This is a genomic window from Leptobacterium flavescens (genome assembly GCF_010671605.1).
GTDB classification, from domain to species: Bacteria; Bacteroidota; Bacteroidia; order Flavobacteriales; family Flavobacteriaceae; genus Leptobacterium; species Leptobacterium flavescens.
On sequence record NZ_JAABOO010000001.1, the window covers coordinates 873,481 to 889,861 of the forward strand.

A 16,381-nucleotide genomic window follows, 5' to 3' on the forward strand; every position below is an offset into this window, starting at 1 on the left:
TGTACTTTTTTAAACTATTTTTAGTTCTAAATAAAACAAACAGATAATTAGCTGATCATGACACAAAGGCTTCTTTTTTTGATAATCACTATTGTTTTTGGTCATTTTTCCTATGCCGGAGGATACAGGATAGCATTGCAGGGACAGAAACAACTGGCCATGGGGCATACGGGAGTTGCAGTAATTAACAGTTCGGAACTTATCTTTTACAATCCGGGCGGACTTGCATTTATCGACACTCAGTTTACAGCAAGTATAGGGGCCAATGCTATTTTTTCGGATATTAATTATCAGGATGAAGCTCTTGGTATCTTTACCGGAGCCGAAAATAAGACCAGCTTCCCTTTTTCAGGCTATGCCGCTTATAAATTAAATGATTGGGCCAGTGTTGGTCTCGGTATTTATACTCCTTACGGAAGTCAGGTTGCCTATCCCAGAGACTGGGCCGGTTCTCACCTGGTAAATTCCATAGAGCTCGTTTCCGTTTTTATTCAGCCAACCTTGTCTATCAAACTCAACAGTAAGATGAGTATCGGAGGAGGGCCTATTTTTTCACTTTCTGGAGTAAATTTCAACAGGAATCTGGACCGGAGTACCACCGATGAGAACGGTAACCGCAGTAATGTTACCATAGACCAGGGCGGGATCACGGCCTGGGGATATAATATAGGAATGTTCTTCAAACCGAACGAAAAGATCGGAGTTGGGGTTAATTACAGATCGGAGATCAGGGTAAAGGCCGAGGACGGAACAGCAGATTTCAGAAACCTCCCCGCAACTTTACCGGGAAATTTCGACAATGTTACTTTTAATGCTACCCTTCCGTTACCTGCGGAGCTTACCGTGGGAATGTCATATCAATTCAATGAAAAATGGCTGGTGGCTTTTGATATCAACAGGACTTTCTGGAGTGCCTACGAGTCTCTGGATATATTTTTCAGCAACGGAATAACATCTATAAATCCGAGAAATTATCAGAATACCACCAACTATCGTTTAGGGCTTCAATATGTAGCCAATGACAAGTTTACACTCAGGGGAGGGTACTATTTTGATGAATCCCCTATCCTGAACGGTTTCTTTTCTCCGGAAACACCGCGGTCGGATTCCAATAACTTTACAGCCGGGATCACCCTGAACATCAGTTCCAGACTTGCCATAGACGCCTCTGTTCTCTACAGTTATTTTGAGGAAGTTAATGCTTCTTACGATTTTTATCAGGAAAACGGACAGACTATTCCTTTCGAAGGTTTTTACACCAACAGTTCCTTTGTTCCTGGCTTAGGCCTTACCTATAATTTTTAAAAAACGGGATCTTTTAGAGATGACATAAAAAGCGAGTCCTGAAAAAGTAGGATTTCAGGACTCGCTTGTTGAAAATTCTAAATATTATGAAGATAGTTTCGTGATTTGGGGTTCTTAACTATCAGAATAATATTCTTAATGTTTTGTTGCTATTTGTCATTTTATTTAACACTTCAAACATACCAGCTTTTAGCCTTCTGACGAAATTTTTGTTGTGTAATGGTCAAAAGTTGTTGTGAAAAGCTATTTATTGTAGATTTATCGAAATTTGAATGCATTTTATCGGGAAAATCCCGGTTCAGGGGCCTTTTTGGCTTCCTTTCTCCTAACAACTAAACCAATAAAACATGAATTACATTCTTAAAATATTGCTTTCGGCCATCGTAGTGGTGGTTTTATCACAGGTCCTCCCCGGTGTTTATGTAGATACTTACTGGACTGCTGTTATTGTAGCGGTGGTGCTCAGTATTTTAAATGTGCTTGTAAAACCTGTTTTAATCCTCTTCACCCTCCCGGTTACCATAATGACCCTCGGTTTATTTCTGCTTATCATTAATGCACTGATCATTATTCTTGCCGATAAACTCATTCGGGGTTTTGATGTGGACGGGCTTCTCTGGGCCCTAATTTTTAGCTTATTATTATCGCTTTTTCAATCCGTTCTCTACTCCCTCCTTAAAGAGGATAAGAAACATTAACATAAGCTTTGAATTTCAATAGATTAAAAACTTGGTAGGCTTGTAAAAATATACTAATTTTGCGAGCCTAAATTTTTAGGCTACTAAATAATTTTTTTTAAAGGATGGATATAACCAGAGAGCACATTGATGATTTAAATGCGATCGTGAAGGTTGCAATTACCAAGGATGATTACAAAGAAAAAGTTGCAGAGATTTTAAACGATTACCGTAAGAAAGCAAATATCCCGGGCTTTAGAAAAGGACACGTTCCTATGGGCTTGGTAAAAAAGCAATACGGAAGAGCTGTACTTGTAGATGAAGTGAACAAATTACTTCAGGATGCACTCAACAAATATTTAACCGAAGAAAAGCTGGATGTTCTTGGAAATCCACTGCCAAAACCTCAGGATGATTTTAACTGGGAAGCAGAAGATTTCTCTTTTGAATTCGAGCTTGGGCTGTCGCCTGTTTTTGAGGTGAAGTTAAAAGGAAAAAAAGCCATCACCCACTACCAGATCACTGCAGATGATAAAATGATCAACGATCAGGTTGAGAATATCAGAAAGCAATACGGAAAAATTATCTCTAAAGATACCGTTGAGGAAGGTGATGAACTGACAGGTACATTCACCAATGAAGAAAAAGAGATAGAGAACAAGACTACTTTTTCTTTAGATAAGATCAAGGGAAAAAGAAACCTGGATAAATTCAAGGCACTTAAGGCCGGAGACAGTGTGGTTTTAAAGACAAAATCACTGGTTAATGACAACCACGACCTTATAGGACTTCTTAAAGTAAGCCATGACGATGCTCATGATCTTGATATAGAGGTGAACTTTACTTTGGAAGAAGTAAACACAAGAGAACTGGCTGAGCTTAATCAGGATCTTTTCGATAAATTGTTCCCTGGCGGAGCGGTTGCAAGCGAAGAAGATCTTAAAGCAAAGATCAAGGAAGATGCTGAAAAGCAATTTGTTCAGCAATCGGATCAGAAATTATTGAACGACGTTACCGAGTATCTTGTAGAAAACACCAAATTCGACCTTCCTTCTGCCTTTTTGAAGAAATGGATACAGAATACGGGTGAAAAGCCACTTAGTGACGAAGAAGCAAATGAAGAATACGAAAAGTCTGAAAAAGGTCTTAGATATCAGTTAATTGAGGGAAAGATCATTAAAGATAACGATCTTCAGGTAAGTTTTGATGAACTAAAGGAGTTTGCAAAAGGATTTATCAAATTACAGATGGCTCAGTTCGGACAAACTAATCCTTCAGATGAAGATGTAGAGAATATTGTAGGCAGAGTTTTGTCTAATCAGGAAGAGGTAAAAAGACTATCCGAGCAATTAATGAGTCAAAAATTAGTTTCTTTATATAAGGAAGAAGCAAATTTAAAGACTAAGGAAGTATCCTATGAAGACTTTGTAAAAGAGGTCTACGGATAAGCTCGTAAAAAATAAATACCTATATTTAAGGCGTTAATTTTTTACTTTTAACGCCTTTTTTTTAAAAATTTTGTAAAAACCTATGGACTACGGAAAAGAGTTTAAAAAATACGCTACTGCGCATCATGGTATTAACAGTATGTATTACGATAAGATCGTAAGTAGTATGACCCCATATATTATCGAAGAACGTCAGCTTAACGTTGCTCAGATGGACGTTTTTTCCCGTTTAATGATGGATAGGATCATTTTTATGGGAACAGGCATCGACGATCAGATTGCCAACATTATCCAGGCACAGTTACTTTTCCTTGAAAGTGTAGATGCCTCAAAAGATATCCAGATATATATTAATTCGCCGGGAGGTAGCGTATATGCAGGTTTAGGCATTTACGACACCATGCAGTTTATCAAGCCGGATGTGGCTACGATCTGTACCGGGATTGCCGCATCTATGGCAGCCGTACTCCTATGTGCCGGTGAAAAAGGAAAACGAAGCGGACTGACCCACTCCAGAGTGATGATTCACCAGCCACTGGGTGGAGCTCAGGGACAAGCCAGTGATATTGAAATTACTGCAAGAGAAATATTAAAACTAAAAGACGAATTATACGAGATCATTGCATCGCATTCAGGTCAGACCTTTAAGAAAGTACATGAAGACAGTGACAGAGACTACTGGATGAAGGCAAATGAGGCCAAAGAATACGGTATGATCGATGAAATTCTGGTAAGAAGTTAAGCGTATTTTCGTCTAAGTTAGAAGTATATAAAACTAAGATTATGGCAAAGGAAGATTTAGAATGTTCGTTTTGCGGAAGAAAAAAACCCGAAACCAACTTACTGATCGCCGGTTTGGACGCGCATATTTGCGATCGTTGTATTGAGCAGGCGCACGGAATTGTCCTTGAAGAATCAAGACAATCCAAAACGGGAGAACTTTCTTCTGAACTCGTTTTAAAGAAACCTTTAGAGATCAAGTCTTTTCTGGACCAGTTTATTATCGGACAGGATGTGACCAAGAAAGTAATGTCTGTAGCGGTATACAATCACTACAAGAGATTACTGCAGGTTAGTAACGACGAGACAGAGATCCAGAAGAGTAATATAGTTATGGTAGGTCAGACCGGTACCGGAAAGACCTTAATGGCAAAGACCATTGCTAAAATGCTCAATGTTCCCCTGGCTATTGTAGATGCAACCGTACTTACGGAAGCCGGTTATGTAGGAGAAGATGTAGAAAGTATCCTTACCCGTCTTCTGCAGGCTGCAGATTACAATCTTGAAAAAGCCGAAAGAGGGATCGTATTTATAGATGAGATCGATAAGATTGCGCGTAAAAGCGATAATCCTTCCATTACCCGTGACGTTTCCGGGGAAGGTGTTCAGCAGGCCCTTCTTAAATTACTGGAAGGAACCGTGGTAAATGTTCCGCCTAAAGGAGGGAGAAAACACCCGGATCAGAAATTTATAGAGGTAAATACCGAAAACATACTCTTCATTGCCGGAGGTGCTTTTGACGGGATCGAAAAGATCATTACCCGCCGCCTGAACATGCAGGCCGTTGGTTACAGCGCTTCTAAAAATGAAGACGGAATAGACAATTCCAACCTTCTACAATATATCATTCCTAAGGACCTGAAAGAATTCGGACTTATTCCTGAGATCATCGGGCGACTTCCGGTTCTTACACATATGGATCCACTGGATGCAAAAACACTCAGAGCCATTCTTACGGAGCCAAGAAATGCTATCATTAAGCAATACATCAAGCTCTTCGCTATGGATGATATTAAATTCACCATTACCGATGATGCACTGGAGTATATTGTAGAAAAAGCTATAGAATACAAACTGGGAGCCAGAGGTTTGCGCTCGCTTTGCGAAGCCATCCTTACCGACGCCATGTTCGAACTGCCAAGTACGGGAGACGAAGAACTGGTAGTTTCGAGAGGTTATGCCGAAGAGAAGCTCTCCAAAACAACAATAAAGAAACTCAAAGCAGTTTCATGAAGAAAAAAGGCCTGATAAACATCAGGCCTTTTTTATATCGTTTGCTTGCAATTGATCTGCAACATCTCGTCCAGATAATCCCTGGTATTTGAAAGCCGCGGCACCTTGTGCTGTCCTCCCAGTTTTCCTTTTGCTTTTAGCCAGTCGTGAAACAATCCTTTTCTGGCCATCTGAATTTTGGGCTCGTTCAAGGTCATATTATTATAGCGCTTGGCTTCATAATCCGAATTCAAAGATTTAAGCGCATCATCCAGGGCCTGGGTAAAGCCCGAAAGGTCTTTCGGAGGTTTGCGGAATTCTATCAGCCATTCGTGTGCCCCTTTCTCTTTTCCCCGCATAAAAACGGGAGCGGCCGTATAATCGGTTATTTCGCTCTGCGTAAGCGTACACGCCTTTTTAAGGGCTTCTTCTGCGTTTTCAATGATCAGTTCTTCACCAAAGGCATTGATATGATGCTTGGTCCTTCCGGTAACTTTAATCCGATACGGATTCGTAGAGGTAAAGCGCACTGTATCTCCAATACAGTAACGCCACAAACCGGCATTGGTCGTAATAACTACCGCATAGTTCTTATCCTTTTCCACTTCCCAGAGGGGAATCGCCTTCTGATTCTCTTCTCCATAGCTATCCATAGGGATGAATTCGTAGAAAATACCGTAATCCAGCATCAGCAATAACTCATCGGAATCATTTCTGTCCTGGATGGCAAAAAAGCCTTCCGATGCATTGTATATCTCGTAATATTTAAAAGACGAAGATGGCAGAAGCTTTTTGTATTGTTCCTTATAGGGGTTGAAATTAACACCTCCGTGAAAATATACTTCCAGGTTTTCCCAAACCTCAAAGAGGCTTTCTTTTCCGGTCTCTTCCAGTACTTTATTGAGCAATACCAGCATCCATGAAGGTACTCCGGCCATACTGGTCACATTTTCCTGGATCGTTTCATCAACAATAGCCTGTAATTTGGTTTCCCATTCACTCATCAGCGACACCCTGTTACTCGGGGTACTGCTCATTTCTGCCCAGAAAGGCAGATTATCTATGATGATTGCAGACAGGTCTCCGAAAAAGGTATCATTGTCTTCATATAATTCCTTGCTTCCTCCAAGGCGAAGGCTCTTTCCTCTGAACAGCTTGGAATCTTCATTATTGTTAAAGTAAAAAGACAACATATCCTTTCCTGCCTTAAAATGGCAATCTTCCAGTGCTTCACTGCTCACAGGTATAAACTTACTCTTGGCATTGGTCGTCCCGCTGCTTTTAGCAAACCATTTAATAGGCGTTGGCCAGAATACATTCTGCTCTCCCCTCCTGGCCCTCTCTATCAGGGGTTCCATTTCTTCATATCTGTGTACGGGGATGCGTTCTCTGAAGATCTCGTAGTTGCGGATAGTGCTGAATTCATGGTCTTTACCGAAAACCGTATACTGAGAAGTACTCAGCAGCTGATTTAGAAGTTCCATTTGCACTTCCTCCGGATATTTCAAAAAAAGCTCGATCTGATGGATCCTCTTTTTAAGAAGCCAGGAAGCAATAGAATTAAATAACGGTATTGGCATATTTACACTATCTTTAAGCACTAAAATAGAAAAACTTTTACTATGTACGAAGGGGTGTTAACAAAAATGAAAACAGAGTTTTCAAGTCCCATCCAATATTACCTCGATATGGGAAGCGATTTTATTAATATGAACCAGCTTTTAGACCGCCGGATACATATTAAATTCCTGAGGTTCGAATGCCTTAACTGCCACCTGGAGCGCCCTATATACCGTCAGGGCTTTTGTAAAAGTTGTTTTTTCGATATTCCCCAGGCAGCAGACTGGATCATGAGACCGGAGCTCAGTACGGCACATTTGGGTAAGGAAGACCGCGACCTGGAGTACGAAAAAAAAATGCAGTTGCAGCCACATATCGTGTATCTGGCCAATTCCAGCAATGTAAAAGTAGGGGTAACCCGTAAAAACCAGGTGCCTACCCGTTGGATCGATCAGGGAGCCCATGAAGCTATAGAAATTGCCGAAGTCCCTAACCGATACCTGGCTGGGATTACCGAAGTTGCTTTAAAAGATCATATCTCTGATAAGACCAACTGGCGAAAAATGCTTACCAATTCGGTAGAAGATGCAGATCTCAATGCGGAAAAGGAACGACTGGCTCCTTATATTCCTGAGGAAGCAAAACCTTATTATCTGGAGAATAAGACCACAGAAACCCATCTGGAGTTTCCCGTAAACCAATATCCCGAAAAAGTTAAAAGCCTTAACCTGGACAAAACCCCGGAATACAGCGGGGTCTTAAAAGGAGTAAAAGGGCAATACCTCATCTTCGAAGACAATACCGTATTCAATATACGTGCTAATGAAGGTTATGTGGTAGGGATTGATGTGGATTGATCTAAAGGAATGTTGAGTGTGAAATGTTGAATGTTGATTGGAATATTCCTTTGGTTAATGCCTAACTGCCAATAACAAAATTATCTCCTTTAGAAAAAAACAAGAAGAAGTATAAAAAACCACCTCACCCGTTGGGCACCCCTCCTTTTCCTTCGACTGCGCTCAGGATGACAGAAGGGGATTTTTTATATGTATCAGACTTAAAATTCCTTCCCTTTTAAAGGATTTTGGATTGACGATTGGAGGTTGAAGAGAGTTTCTGTAAAAAGGAATTGTCCCCTTGAGGATTTCGTTCTCCCCTGGAGGGGAGAAAACAAGAGGGATATACGAACCACCCTACCAGACTATAAGCAGGTATAGTCTCTCCTTTTCCTTCGACTGCGCTCAGGATGACAGGAGAGGAATTTTTTATATATACCAGACTTAAAATTCCTTCCCTTTTGAAGGGAAGGTGGCTTTAACGCAGTTAAAGACGGAAGGGTTATTTCTTTTGACTTGACGCAAGAGTCAAGGTTACTATATTACCCCATTCTCCCGGTGGGAGAAGGTCAGCCTACCGACAGGTAGGTTAGGATGAGGGACAACCCTCACCTTAGTCCTCTCCCAGCGGGAGAGGAGATAAATATACCCAAACAAGAACTTTCTTTAAAAAAAAGGAAAATAAGATTTCCGATAATACAAATTGTCCCCTTGAGGGGACTTTAGGGGTGTAAAAAATGACAGCTGTGTGTTTGGTTTTATCCTAAAAACAACCGGATAAACTGTATCGCGGCAATGGCAATAAGCAATATTCCGATAAACTTATTTACAGTTTTGGAGATATTGGCAAATTTGTTCTTAATAAGCATACTGCTTTTACCGTACAGATAAAGGGTAAGTACTTTTCCCAGGTATACTCCCGCAAAGAAGAGAAAAACCAGGGTAAGCGAATCACTCATCGTAAGGCTGTAATTGTTCCGGTTAAGGAATTCTATCACAAAGATCCAGTATAAAAGCACCGGCGGATTGATCAATCCAAGGATAAACCCGCTCAGATATTTGGAATTAAAAGCACTTTTTTTCTGCTCGGAAACTTCCTTTTGTTTTTTCAGGAGCATAAAAACCCCAAAACACAATACCAGTACCGTAAGCGTGATCTGTAACCAGTCGTTGGTACTGATAAACCCGGTAACGGCCATACTGCAATGCAGTGCATAGAACGAAAGAATGATCTCTGCAAAGCCGGCTGCAAAGGCAATTTTCATTGCCGTATTCATATTTTCTTTAATCGTGGTATTGATCACCGAAATATTTACCGTTCCTAACGGTAAGGCTCCGAAGAAAGTAGCTATGATCCCAATGAAAAAATAAATTAGCAGACTCATGCCAGATAAGTCGACGCTTTTTATAAGACATTACAGTTTTCCTATTGAGTACTGTCCTTTTTTTTCTTCTTTTTCTTAAAGAGGCTGTTTATTAGTTTTCCTGCGGTATCTTTAACCGGATCTGCATTTTTAGTTGAATCTTTTGCAGTAGAATCTTTTTTCGCTCCCAGCAGATTGCTTAATGCACCTTTTCCTTTATCCAACAGTTTATCTTTTTGTCTGTCAGCCAGTTGTTTTGTGAGATTGCCTACAGCCTGCTTAAGATCGGTATTGACCTTGGGGCTGGTAATATTCCCGGAAATATTTGCGGTAACCGGGACAGTGATGTTTTTCGCATCATCGCCACTCAGGTCCGCCAGTAAACCCGATGCTTCTTTCCCCAGGTATTTGGCAGGCACCTGAAAAGTAGCGTTATATCCCAGGGTCTTGTCAAAACCATGACTCCCGGAAACTTCTATACCGATATCGTTATATTTCAGGTTGAAAGGCTTTACACTTACTTTTCCGTTCTCAAAAGAGATGGAGGTCTTAAGTTTTTCAAGGTTTAATTTCTTCAGGTCTATAAAATTCAGATTGCTGTTCAGTAATGAAAGCGCCTGTGAATTCTCCGGGTTAACAGAGGAAGCCAGGATCTCGGCCAAAGCATCCCCACTCACCGTTGCCAGGTTAGGAGTAAAATCATTGTTCAGGTTCCCGGAAAGCGAAAGTTCTGTATTAAGTTTTCCCTGCAGGGCTTTTGCAATAGGCGAAAGTGCCTGAAACAGCTCCAGATTGGTAAAAGACTGAGCTATATCAAAAGCTTTGATGGCCAGGTCCATTTTAAAGGTCGGGGTTTCCGTTTTAGTGGAAACATTTCCGTTTAAAGCCACATTCCCGTCAAAAAGATCGGAAGTAACATTCTGAAGAGATGCTTTTTCATCTTTAATGACTAGTTTCCCCTTTACATTTTTTAAGGTGAGGTTATCGTAGATCACATTTTCAGCATCCGCCTCTACCGTACAATCCAGAAAGGAAGGGATCTTTATCTGTTCTTCCTGTTTTTCCTCGCTTCCGTTCTCGCCTTCTACGGTTTCAGCTACCATAAAATCATTGATCGAAAAAGTATTTGACTTTACGGAAAAATTCCCTTCAACGTTTTCCTTATTAAAGAGAAATCCGAGTAAATTATGGATAACTCCGTTTGCTTTCAGATCGGTTTGCCCTGTTTTTGCGTCAAATTCATTCAAGCGTACCGTATCAGGATCGAAATTTACAGATGCGGTCTTTATAGCTATAGGGTTGGCCATTTCTTCCGAACTGTATTCAAAATCCGAAAGTGCCAGATTTCCACTGTTCCTGGTGTTCTCATATTGCCCTTTCTCTATGGAATTCATATCAAAATCGGTAGTGATATCTGTATTGAGTATTCCTTTTAGGGGAGCATCCAGTTTCATAGGGTATGCTTCCGACAAATGTCCCAGGTTCAGGGTTCCGTCCAGATGTGCGTTTACTATTGGATTTTCAACCAGGTTACTCAGTTTTGCTTTGGCATTAAAACTGTCTTCATCAATTTTAAAGGACAGTTTTTTAATATCTACATAGGTATCATTGCTGATTCCGGTGGTATTTGCCACCCTGGTATCTATATGGATATTCCTCACCGACTTGGGAAGGTCGGGATATTTGAACATAGCATTGGTAGAAGACACAGATACATCGAAGGTCGGAATATGGGTATCGTCTATAATTCCTTTCAACATACCCTCCACTTTAAAATCGCCTTCGGTCGTTACATTATCCAGATTTCCCGAATAGGTTTCAGGGATGACCGCCAGAAAGTTTTTAAATTCCGAAGAAGGGGTTTTAAAACTGATATCGATCTCCTGATTCTCTTCATTTACTTTTACAAAGCCGTCAAACACCAATGGCAGTTGATTGATAAGAGCTTCATTCTTTAAAAAAGTATAGGTGTTGTTTTCCAGATCTATCCCCAGCACGGCGTCCAGTTTAATACGGTGCTTATTCAGGTAATTTACACTGTCCAGCATAAGGGAAAAATTCGCTTCCGTTTCCGTATCCAGTTCGGACTTAGCCAGTGAAAGATCTCCGTTCCCTTTATGATTGAACTCGTCGATATGCAGAGCCATCTTACTACTGTTATCTACATAATGGATCCGGCTGTTGCTTATAATATATTGCTGAAGCGAAAAGCTGAAGTTATCACCTTGCCCGCTTTCTGTTTTCTTTTCTCCTCCTTCGGATTCTTTTCCGATATCGTAATTGGCATTTCCATCAGCATCCACCAGAATATTTACGAGGGCTCCGTCTACTGTAAAACTTTTTACTTTTATGGCCTGTCCTTTTCCTTTAAAAAGTTCTTTCACCGACATTTTTAACCCAATATCATTGGCAGCAAACAGGGTGTCTCCCTCAAAAGGCGCATAATTTACAAGCGACAATTTTTGAAGGCGGACGGTAGCATTCGGGAAGCCACTCAGCAGGCTGATATCTGCATCTTCAAAATCAAATTTTGCATTCAGGCTTTCATTAACCGAATCTTTGATCATTGCAATGATCTTATCCTTAAATATAAGCGGAGCGGCAAAGAGTGTTCCTATTCCCAAAACCAGAATAATAAGAAGGATCTTTACAGGTTTTTTTATTTTTTTCATCGTTTGCTTTTCTAATATGGTAACCTAAAATTTCACCGGAAATAATTTTAAATACTTCCGTTTAAAAGAGAACGCCAAAAACAACTGATATTGCTTTAATCGAGTTGAATTTCTTCACCTGCTTTCAGCTTGAAGCGTCTCCTCAGTATATATACGAACAAATACAGCAGGGGCGTATCTATAATGGCTATAAAAACTTTAAAAAGAAAGCCGCTGACCAACAAGCCGTAGAATAAACTCCAGGGTAATACCTCAAAAACACAGAGTAAGAGCACCACGGTAAAGGTGTCTATAAACTGCGAGCTAAAAGTGGAAAAATTATTTCGCAGCCATAAATGTTTCCCGGAAGTATAATTCTTCCAGAAGTGATAGATCCTGATATCGATAAACTGCGCAAACAAATAGGCCATCATGGATGCCAGGACGGCTATGGGTGATAAGGCAAAAACCTTGGAAAAAAGATCATCTTTAATAGGCGAGCTTGAAAGTGCCGGAACCGCATCGGCCAGAAGAATGATCCCCATAGAAAAAAAGGAAGCGAATATTCCCGCCACCACAATCTGATTTGCCTTTTTCTTCCCGAAGATCTCCGAGATCAGGTCTGTGATCAGGAAGGTAATAGGATAAGGTAGAATACCCACCGATACCTCAAATAAGGAAGCTCCGAATACCTTGATATCTCCGAAGGGATACCAATAGAAGAATTTCTGAAAAATAAGGTTGGATACAACCAAGGAAGTTATGAACAGTGCGCCGAGGTATAAGTACACCTTGTACGCCAGTTTCTTATCTTTCTGTGTCATACAATTTATTTAATAGTAATCTCAAAAGGAAGTCTTGCCTGTACTCCCTTTTGTGCAGATAGTTTTTTAATCGTTTTTATGATCTCATATGCCTCTGCTCCTATTTCTTCTTCTATGATCTCTTGTTTACTTTTCGCAAAGGGGAAGCCCGAAAGGTTATTGAGAATATCATCCAGGCTCTTTTCTATTTTCGGGTAATTCTCCACCTTATAATTATCTATTTCAGCAATTTCGGCTGCTCTTTCCAAAGCAAGGTCTATACCTCCCAATTCATCTACAAGTCCGAGTTTAAGCGCATCAACACCACTCCATACTCTTCCCTGCGCAATGTTATCCACTTCTGCTATGCTCATATTTCTTCCGTCGGCCACTCTCTTTAAAAAGGTCTGATAAGTTTCTTCTATTCCCTGCTGCATAAACTCTTCAAAATCTTCCGACAGGGGTTCAAAAAGACTATAACCCTGAGATTGTTCGTTTGTTCCTACCTGTTCAGCATTGATCCCCAGTTTATCGGTAAGCCCCTTCAGGTTGGGAATCGTGGCAAATACTCCTATAGATCCGGTAATAGTGGTGGGTTCTGCAATGATCCTGTCGGCATTACAAGCTATGTAATAACCTCCTGAAGCCGCATAATTACTCATAGAAACTATGACCGGCTTGTCTTTTCTGGTGCGTTCTATTTCTCTCCAGATCAATTCGGAAGTAAGGGCACTTCCTCCCGGCGAATTTACACGAAGCACGATAGCTTTTACCTTATCGTCTTCCCTGGCTTCCTTAATTGCCTTGATCATCACTCCCTGCCCTATGGTAAATTCATCGCCTTTTCCGTAAATAATTGTTCCCTGAGCATAGATCACCGCTATTCTGTTAGTGCCGCTCCCGGCTCTGGAAGCAATAGATTTATAATCGGTAAGTTTTACAGTTTCCAACTCATCTCCGTCATCTTCCCCCAAAGCCCTGGCAAGTGCATCGTCATATTCATCTTTATAGGCTATAGCATCTATCAACCCTGACTTTAATGCATATTGAGGGTTTCTTCCTCCCAACGTATCGGCTATCCTGTTCAGGTCCTCCACCGAAAGGGATCGGCTTTCTGAAACATCAGACAGCATTTCTCCCCAAAGCGAATGCAATAGTTCGCTTATCTGCTCGCGATTGGCTTCACTCATTTCATTCTCAAGATAAGGTTCTACGGCACTCTTGTATTTTCCATGACGTATCACCTCCATCTTAACTCCGGATTTTTCCTGAAAGTCCTTATAGAACATCACTTCGGAGGAAAGCCCCCTGAAATCCATTTCTCCCACGGGGTTGAGGAAGATAGAATCTGCCACGGAATTGAGGTAATAATCTTTCTGTAGATAAAAATCGCTGTAGGCATATACAAATTTGCCCGACTTTTTAAATTCAAGCAAGGCATTACGAATAGCTTCGGTCTGTCCGAAACCTGCAAAAGTAAAGCTATTCCTGATGCTAATTCCCTTTATTCTGTCATCTCCGGCTGCCTTACTTATTGAGTTCAGGATATCTTCCAACCCCAATACATTTTCTCTTAGTCCTAAAGCTACTTCAAGAGGGTCCGGTTCAGGGGCAAAATCTACAATAGGAATATTTAAGTTTAATTCCAGAACGGAATTATTTTTTACCATTACCCGTTCTTCTCCCGAACTTCCAACCAGGGAAATAAAGAGGATGAAAATAAAGAACAGAAGGCCAAAGGCAATAAGTACTCCAAGAATGGTAGATAGTATATTTTTTAAAAAATTCATTTAGGTAATTGTTAATTTACTAGTTTCCTTTTCAAGCATGTCGCTGTTGAAGATAGTTTTATTTTTTTAGCCGTGCAAAACTTATCAACAATAGCAAACAAAGATAATTGTTTGTCCATTTCTTTTATTTACTTTGCTTGTCTATTATGAAAAATTTAAGACGGACGTATATATCGCTGGGCAGTAATCTGGGAGACAAACTGGCTCATTTAAAAAATGCAGTACAACTACTCTCCGAAAAAGCAGGAAACATCGTTTCCTGTTCTACTGTTTATCAGACACCTGCGTGGGGTTTTGAGGGTGATGATTTCTATAATGCATGCTTATCTCTTAACACCGAACTCACACCGGAAGCATTGCTTTCGGTTATCCTGGAGATCGAAACCTCCCTCGGGAGACTGCGTTCGGACAGTAAGGAATATACTCCGAGGACCATAGATATAGATATTCTGTTCTATGAGGATGAGATCATAGATAAAAAAGACCTGAAAGTCCCCCACCCTCATTTACATAAGCGAAAATTTGTGCTGGCTCCGCTTTCGGAGATCGCTCCTGGAAAAATACATCCGCAAATGCAAAAAACCATCGGTCAGTTGCTGGATGAATGTGAGGACGATGCCGAAATAACAAAAGCCGAACTGAGTATCTGGAAAACGGGAAAAGGCGATTTTTCCAGGTTTAATTTTATTGCGATTGAAGGAAATATCGGAGCGGGAAAAACCACTCTTGCCACCAAAATCGCCAACGATTTTAACGGGAAACTCATCCTGGAACGTTTTGCGGACAATCCTTTTCTTCCGAAGTTCTATGAAGACCGCCAGCGATACGCTTTTCCCCTGGAAATGTCATTTCTCGCCGACCGCTATCAGCAGTTCTCCGATGACACTTCACAATTCGATCTGTTCAGGGATTTTATGGTAAGCGACTATGATATTTTTAAATCGCTCATCTTTGCCAAGGTAACCCTTCAGGAAGAAGAATTTAAGCTGTACAGGAAGGTTTTTAATTTTATGTATAAGGAAGTGAGAAAACCGGATCTCTACGTCTATCTCTATCAGAACACGGCCCGCTTACTGGAAAATATTAAAAGGAGAGGAAGGGATTACGAGCAGAATATTCCCGGGGAATACCTGGAAGAGATACAACATGGGTATTTTGATTTTATAAAAACCCAAACCGACCTGAACGTATTAGTACTGGATATCTCTGACATGGACTTTGTAAAGAGCAGTACAGACTATCAGGAGATCATCGACAAAATCACGGATTTTTCCGACTAAATGCCAAAATTGACACTTTTTTAAGAAAATCTTTGCAATTCTTAAAAAGGTTTGTTTAATTAGCTCTGCTCAAAACGAGAAACTAGCTAACTTTACTTAATATATCAACACCGGGGTTCAATGCTTATTGAACCTCTTTTTTTATGCCGAAATTTTATTAAAAAGGTCCCAGAGAACCACCCCCGCGCTTACCGAAATATTAAGAGAATGCTTGGTTCCGTATTGGGGGATCTCAATTACGTTATGGCAGGCATCGACCACTTCCTGGGCTACACCTTTTACCTCGTTTCCGAAGACTACCGCATATTTGCTGCCCTTTTCTGTCTTAAAATCATTTAGCATCTGCGATCTTTCGGCCTGTTCTACGGCCAGGGTCTGTACTCCTTCTTTCTTTAATTCCTCTATGAGTGCCAGGGTATCTTCGCGGTATTCCCAGTTAACCGTATCCGTAGCTCCCAGTGCTGTTTTATGAATATCTTTATGCGGAGGGGTAGCGGTAATTCCGCAGAGATAGATCTTCTCAATCAGAAAAGCATCCGAAGTCCTGAATACGGATCCAATATTGTTAAGACTCCTGATATTGTCCAGAACGACAATGATGGGAGTCTTAGCTGCATTTTTAAATTCGTCTGTACTCAGGCGATTTAACTCGCTATTCTTAAGTTTTCGCATATT

At 40.7% G+C, this 16,381-nt stretch carries 13 protein-coding genes; 7 read left to right on the forward strand and 6 right to left on the reverse strand.

Annotated elements, in window-relative coordinates; all coding sequences use genetic code 11:
• Positions 1 to 57: 57 nt before the first annotated feature.
• The 5 genes from GWK08_RS03960 to clpX all read left to right on the forward strand — a co-directional run bounded on the left by GWK08_RS03960 (position 58) and on the right by clpX (position 5,443).
• The gene (locus GWK08_RS03960) at positions 58 to 1,305 is read left to right on the forward strand and encodes an OmpP1/FadL family transporter (protein WP_163605598.1); all 1,248 of its coding nucleotides are present in this window, start codon (positions 58 to 60) and stop codon (positions 1,303 to 1,305) included.
• A 347-nt stretch (positions 1,306 to 1,652) separates the two neighbouring features.
• A complete protein-coding gene (locus GWK08_RS03965) occupies positions 1,653 to 2,003 on the forward strand; it encodes a phage holin family protein (protein WP_163605599.1) in 351 nt (116 codons plus the stop codon).
• 104 nt (positions 2,004 to 2,107) lie between these two features.
• Positions 2,108 to 3,430 carry a trigger factor gene (gene tig, locus GWK08_RS03970; RefSeq protein WP_163605600.1) on the forward strand — a complete coding sequence of 441 codons (1,323 nt, stop codon included), beginning with the start codon at positions 2,108 to 2,110 and terminating at the stop codon, positions 3,428 to 3,430.
• A gap of 82 nt (positions 3,431 to 3,512) precedes the next feature.
• Entirely contained in the window at positions 3,513 to 4,172 is a 660-nt protein-coding gene (clpP, locus tag GWK08_RS03975; RefSeq protein WP_163605601.1) for an ATP-dependent Clp endopeptidase proteolytic subunit ClpP, read from the forward strand.
• Between the two features lie 41 nt (positions 4,173 to 4,213).
• Positions 4,214 to 5,443: an ATP-dependent Clp protease ATP-binding subunit ClpX gene (gene clpX, locus GWK08_RS03980; protein ID WP_163605602.1), complete on the forward strand. Its 1,230-nt coding sequence runs from the start codon at positions 4,214 to 4,216 to the stop codon at positions 5,441 to 5,443.
• Between the two features lie 32 nt (positions 5,444 to 5,475).
• On the opposite strand, the gene GWK08_RS03985 is transcribed toward clpX, so the two are convergent.
• Complete coding sequence (locus GWK08_RS03985; protein WP_163605603.1) at positions 5,476 to 7,002, reverse strand: GH3 auxin-responsive promoter family protein; 1,527 nt, start codon at positions 7,000 to 7,002, stop codon at positions 5,476 to 5,478.
• A gap of 42 nt (positions 7,003 to 7,044) precedes the next feature.
• On the opposite strand from GWK08_RS03985, the gene GWK08_RS03990 reads away from it, so the two are divergent.
• Entirely contained in the window at positions 7,045 to 7,839 is a 795-nt protein-coding gene (locus tag GWK08_RS03990; RefSeq protein WP_163605604.1) for a DUF2797 domain-containing protein, read from the forward strand.
• 737 nt (positions 7,840 to 8,576) lie between these two features.
• Here GWK08_RS03990 and GWK08_RS03995 read toward each other — a convergent pair.
• The 4 genes from GWK08_RS03995 to sppA form a co-directional block, all read right to left on the reverse strand.
• Positions 8,577 to 9,203 carry a LysE family transporter gene (locus tag GWK08_RS03995; protein WP_163605605.1) on the reverse strand — a complete coding sequence of 209 codons (627 nt, stop codon included), beginning with the start codon at positions 9,201 to 9,203 and terminating at the stop codon, positions 8,577 to 8,579.
• 41 nt (positions 9,204 to 9,244) lie between these two features.
• Positions 9,245 to 11,854: an AsmA-like C-terminal region-containing protein gene (locus GWK08_RS04000; RefSeq protein ID WP_163605606.1), complete on the reverse strand. Its 2,610-nt coding sequence runs from the start codon at positions 11,852 to 11,854 to the stop codon at positions 9,245 to 9,247.
• Between the two features lie 95 nt (positions 11,855 to 11,949).
• Positions 11,950 to 12,657, reverse strand: a complete 708-nt coding sequence (locus tag GWK08_RS04005; protein WP_163605607.1) for a queuosine precursor transporter — start codon at positions 12,655 to 12,657, stop codon at positions 11,950 to 11,952.
• Between the two features lie 5 nt (positions 12,658 to 12,662).
• Entirely contained in the window at positions 12,663 to 14,426 is a 1,764-nt protein-coding gene (gene sppA / locus GWK08_RS04010; protein ID WP_163605608.1) for a signal peptide peptidase SppA, read from the reverse strand.
• A 146-nt stretch (positions 14,427 to 14,572) separates the two neighbouring features.
• On the opposite strand from sppA, the gene folK reads away from it, so the two are divergent.
• Positions 14,573 to 15,706 (forward strand): 2-amino-4-hydroxy-6-hydroxymethyldihydropteridine diphosphokinase, encoded by a 1,134-nt coding sequence (folK, locus tag GWK08_RS04015; RefSeq protein WP_163605609.1) that lies wholly within the window; start codon positions 14,573 to 14,575, stop codon positions 15,704 to 15,706.
• 141 nt (positions 15,707 to 15,847) lie between these two features.
• On the opposite strand, the gene GWK08_RS04020 is transcribed toward folK, so the two are convergent.
• The gene (locus GWK08_RS04020; protein WP_163605610.1) at positions 15,848 to 16,378 is read right to left on the reverse strand and encodes an RNA methyltransferase; all 531 of its coding nucleotides are present in this window, start codon (positions 16,376 to 16,378) and stop codon (positions 15,848 to 15,850) included.
• Positions 16,379 to 16,381 lie beyond the last annotated feature (3 nt).